4 protein-coding genes are annotated in these 4,895 nt (G+C 63.0%); 1 reads left to right on the top strand and 3 read right to left on the bottom strand.

Annotated elements, in window-relative coordinates:
- Positions 1–11 precede the first annotated feature (11 nt).
- From HX875_RS22485 to HX875_RS22475, 3 genes are all read right to left on the bottom strand, one after another.
- Complete coding sequence (locus HX875_RS22485; protein ID WP_177045824.1) at positions 12–1,241, bottom strand: M20/M25/M40 family metallo-hydrolase; 1,230 nt, start codon at positions 1,239–1,241, stop codon at positions 12–14.
- Positions 1,242–1,309: 68 nt separating this feature from the next.
- Entirely contained in the window at positions 1,310–2,368 is a 1,059-nt protein-coding gene (locus HX875_RS22480; RefSeq protein ID WP_177045822.1) for a diguanylate cyclase, read from the bottom strand.
- A gap of 79 nt (positions 2,369–2,447) precedes the next feature.
- A complete protein-coding gene (locus HX875_RS22475; RefSeq protein WP_177045815.1) occupies positions 2,448–3,083 on the bottom strand; it encodes a LysE family translocator in 636 nt (211 codons plus the stop codon).
- 130 nt (positions 3,084–3,213) lie between these two features.
- Here HX875_RS22475 and HX875_RS22470 point away from each other — a divergent pair, with 130 nt between their 5' ends.
- Positions 3,214–4,611, top strand: a complete 1,398-nt coding sequence (locus HX875_RS22470; protein WP_177045813.1) for an aminotransferase-like domain-containing protein — start codon at positions 3,214–3,216, stop codon at positions 4,609–4,611.
- Positions 4,612–4,895 lie beyond the last annotated feature (284 nt).

Genomic DNA, 4,895 nt, shown 5'->3' with positions numbered 1-4,895 from the left:
GGAGCTGGCGGTCAGCGCTTTGACAGCTCCATAATCATCCGGCTCAACAGGTAAATCCGCGGCGCCACGCTCTCCACCTCGGCATATTCCTCCGGCGTATGGATATTGCCCCCCACAATCCCGAACCCGTCCAGGGTCGGCGTGCCCACGCCAGCCGACAAGCTGGCATCCGCCGCCCCGCCGCTGCCTTCAATGGTCAGCTTGCGTCCCAGCTCGCCGTAGATCCCCTGGGCAATCGCCACCAGTTTGTCCGACTCCGGCGTCTGTGGCATCGGCGGCAGGCCGCGGTGCAGGCTGGTGGTCACTTCCGTCTCGGGGATCAGCTTGTTGGCCGAGACCCGCGCCAGGTCTTTCTCGATGCGGTCAAACTCTTCCGGCAACGCCGCCCGTACGTCAGCCTTGGCGGTGGCCTGGTCCGGGATCACGTTGACCCGGTCGCCTGAGTTGATCACGGTGAAGTTGATGGTGGTTTTCTTCTCCGCGTCCCCCAGCTTGCCCAGTTGCAGGATCTGGTGCGCCGCTTCCATCGCCGCATTGCGCCCCAGTTCCGGGGCCACGCCGGCGTGGGCGGCCTTGCCCTTGACCTCGACCACCGCGGTGGCGCTGCCTTTGCGCCACACCACCAGGCCATCCGCCGGGCGGCCCGGTTCCAGGTTCAGGGTCACGTCGTGGCCCTTGGCGGTGTTGCGGATCAGTTCGGAGGCGCCGTCGGTGCCGGTTTCTTCGCTGGCATCCAGCAGGAAGGTAATTTGCGCGTAGTCCTTGAAGCCCTGGTTTTTCAGGACCTTCAAGGCGTAGATACCGGCGACGATGCCGCCCTTGTCATCCATCACACCCGGGCCATAGGCGCGGCCGTCCTTGATGTGGAACGGCCGGGCGGCGGCCGAGCCTTCCTTGAACACGGTGTCCATGTGGGCCATCAGCAGGATTTTGGCTTTGCCGGTGCCTTTGAGGGTGGCGACGACATGGCTGTTATGGGCAGCGGCATCGGGTACCAACTGGATGCTGAAGCCCAGTTGCTTGAGCTCGTCGACGGCGATGTCACGCACTTGGGTCAGGCCTGGCTCGTAGCCGGAGCCCGAATCGATATTCACCAGGCGCTCCAGCAATTTCAGGGCGTCGGCCTTGTACTGCTCGGAGTCGGCCTGGATCTGCTTGTGGGGTTCGGCGCTGAAGGCCGGCATCGCGAAAGACAGCGCCAGGGTGGCCGCCAGCAGGGTGCGTGGGAAGTTGAAGAGCATGAACCGATCCTTGTTTTTGTTGAAAGGTAGTGCTGCACCCTACCTGACAATAAACAATTTGTTGATCCTCAGATCGACCTCAACCAACTTCCCTGCACCGAACTGACCCGGTTGCGCCCGCTGCTCTTGGCCTCGTACAACGCCTGGTCGGCATCGTTCAGCCAACTGGTGGCGTCACCGTGTGCCGGGCGGTACGGCGCCAGGCCGATACTCAGGCTGGCGCGCAGGGTCGGGTCCTGGGCGTAGGCCAGGGAGTTGAAGCGGTCACGCAGGGCGTCCATCACTTCGGCGGCGCGGTTCAAGGGCATGTCTGGCAGGATCACGCAGAATTCATCGCCACCATAACGCCCGGCCAGGTCGGTGGCCCGCAGGTTCTGGCGCAGCACTTTGCTCAGTTGGCGCAGCACGATGTCGCCGGTGACATGGCCGTAGGTGTCGTTGATGGTCTTGAAGTGGTCGATGTCGATCAGCGCGATGGCGGCGCCCTGCTGGTCGCGGCGGCAGCGCTGGAACTCGATTTCCAGGTGGTCTTTCCAGGCGCCGTGGTTGAGCAGGCCCGACAGGCTGTCGGTGCGGCTCAGGGCCAGTAACTCGCGTTTGTGCCGGGCCAGGGTGATCGCTTGCCGGTAGCAGATCCAGCCCAGGGCCAGGGGATACAGCATCAGGATCGGCAGGCAGGCGTAGAGCTGCGCTTCGCTGGTGAGGGCCGTCACCGCCGGGGTGAACACCAGCAGCGAGGCGCCGATGCCCAGCGCCTGGGCCACCCAGCCGGCGAGCATGAAGCGCGGGCCGCCGATGGCGACGTTGTTCATGGTCATCATCGACAGCGTGGTGACGCTGGGCAGCGGGTTGAACTGCATGGCGCCCACCCAGAACCCGCCGCAGAACGAGTCGAACAACAGGTTGCGGTGTTCCGAGCGCAGGGAGTTTTTTGAGTGCCGCGACCATTGGTACGCCACGTGCGGCCAGATGAAGGCGTTGGTCACCATCACCACCCAGACCCAAGCGGGCTTATCCAGCGGATAGATGGCGGCAGCCACGCAGATAAACCCGAGGGTCAACCCCAGGGTGCGCGACTTGTACAAACGTGTAGCGAGCGAAAGTCCCTTTCCTCCTGCAGCTGACATGGTCTGGCTTGATCCTGGATGAATGCTCGAAGTCTATCAGGGCAACGGCAGATCGCCACTACCGCTCATAAGCTGGCCTTCAGTTCGAAAAGCCCCGGGCCAGCATCAACGCCACGCCCAACAGCAGCACCGCCGTGGCCCGTTGCAGCAAAACCCGGCGCTTGGGGTTTTCCAGCACGTGCTTGATGCGCTGGCCGAAGTAGCAATACAGGCAGCCACTGGCAAATTGCAGCAACAGGAAGGTCAGGCCAAGGATCGCAATATCGGCGGCGGCGCTGCCTTGGCCGATGGCGGCGAACTGCGGGAACACGGCGCTGAACAGGATGATCGCCTTCGGATTCGACAGGCCGGTCAGCAGGCCTTTGCCGAACAGGCTGCGGGCGTTTTCCGGGGTCGGGTCGGTGGTTTTGATCGTCACCCCGCTGCTGGTCCATTGCTTGTAGGCCAGGTAAAGAATGTAGGCGACGCCCACCACCTGGATGACACGGGTGATCAGCGGATAGTCCTTGATCAACTCGGAAAAGCCCACGGCAAAGATCAGGATCGAAACCAGGTAGGAGACACTCGCCCCGAACTGCGCGGGCAGCGAGCGGCGCAGGCCGTCTTTCAGGCCGAGGCTGAGCAACAACAAGGTCATGGGGCCAGGGCTGAACGCCAGGGTGGTGCACAGCAGCAGGAAGTACAAAAACGAAGACAGGGTGAGTGCAGTGACCATGGCGTGGAGTTTCACAGCAAGAAGGAAGGCTTGCAGTCTAGGGCGCACGTCGCGCCAGAGGCAGGTAAACTCCACGGATATATGCGCAGACTTTACCGGTAAAGTTGGCGGCAAACTTAAGGACAGTGTGATGCCCATTCCTGCGATTCACTTTCATGACCGAGCGCCGAAGGTGCAGCAGATCGTCGATGCCCTGGCCCATGCCATTGAGCAAGGCGAGTTGGCCGCCGGCAGCAAACTGCCCTCGGTGCGTGAGTTGGGAGCCTTGCTGGGCGTCGGAAAATTCACCATCAATGAAGCGCTGGATCGCCTGCGCGGGCGTCACCTGCTGACCTCCAGCCAGGGCCGAGGGCACTTTGTCGCCAGCAGCCTGGCGCAGCCGTCGTCCAGCAAATGGGTCGACTTGCTGCCCCAGGATTTGCTCAGCGTGTTGCGCCGCCCCCTGGCCATGGCCCCCGGCGACCTGCGCCCCGGCGGCGGCCACTTGCCGGAAGACTGGCTGGACTCCGAAGCCCTGCGCCAGGCCATGCGCAGTGCCGTGCGCGCCCCTACCCTGCGCATCGCCGGGCTGGGCACCCCGGCGGGCTTGCTGCCGTTGCGCCAGGCCCTGCAACAGAAACTGCACGGTGAAGGGTTGTCGGTGCCGGTAGAGCAGATCATCACCACCCCCAACACCCTGCAAGGCCTGGACATGCTTATGCGCCTGCTGGCGCGGCCCGGGGATACGGTGCTGCTGGATGCGCCGTGTTACTTCAACTTCCACGCGAACCTGGCGTTGCATGGGGTCAAGGTGGTGACCATCGCGCGGCGGCCTGACGGCTTTGATTTTGCCGCGCTTGAGCAATTGCTCGCCGAGCATCGTCCCAGCCTGTACCTGACCACCAGTGTGTTGCATAACCCGACCGGGCATTCGTTCAGCCCGAGCCAGGCGTTTCGCTTGTTGCAACTGGCCCGGGAGTATCGCTGCCATATCGTCGAGGATGATCTCTACGGGGATTTACACCCTAATCCGCCGCCACGTTTGGCGACGTTGGCGGGCTTGGAGCAGGTGACGTACCTGTCGGGGTTTTCGAAAGTGCTGACGGCGAATGCGCGGGTCAGTTACGTGGTGGCGGCGCCGCAGTTGGCAGCGAACCTGACCAATATGAAGTTGATGAGCGGCGGGATTACCTCGGAGCTGTTTGAACAGATTGTGTATCGGCTACTGAGTGAGGGCGGGTACGCCCGGCATCGCAAGCGCATGGTCCAGCGGCTGCTGGAGGCCGGGGGGCGGGTTGAGCAGTGGCTGCGGCGGTGTGGGTGTGAGTTGCCGATGGGGTTTGAGGGCGGGATGTTTATCTGGGCGCGGTTACCGGCGGGGGTGAATGGTGAGCGGTTGGCTGAAGCCGGGTTGAAACGCGGGATGGTGTTGGCGCCTGGGGCGTTGTTTGGGTATGAGCCGGGGTTGCGGGATTTTATGCGGTTTAATGTGGCGCATTGTGATGAGGCGCGGGTTCAGGGGGTGTTTGAGGGGGTGTTGCGGGGCTGACGAGGTGTACATATCCGTTGGTTTTGTAACGGCCGCTGTTGGTTCCGCTCTTACAGCGGCTCACTTTTGAAAAGCGCAAAAGTAAGCAAAACGCTCTTGCCCCACCACTCGGCACCTCGCTTGGGCTCGGTGTGCCCTCTCTCCGGTAGCACGAAGCGGGCCGCCGCGACGGGGCGTCCCTGCCCCGTCGCGGCTAAACCGGCGTCCTGCCGGTTTACCCGCTCCGTACTACCTGCGTTCGGCCAGCGTGGTTTAACGGGGCGCCTAAGATCAAGATCAAAAGA

It is taken from the genome of Pseudomonas yamanorum, assembly GCF_013386765.1.
Classification (GTDB): Bacteria; Pseudomonadota; Gammaproteobacteria; order Pseudomonadales; family Pseudomonadaceae; genus Aquipseudomonas; species Aquipseudomonas yamanorum_A.
This window is presented reverse-complemented; position numbering and strand designations above follow the sequence as displayed.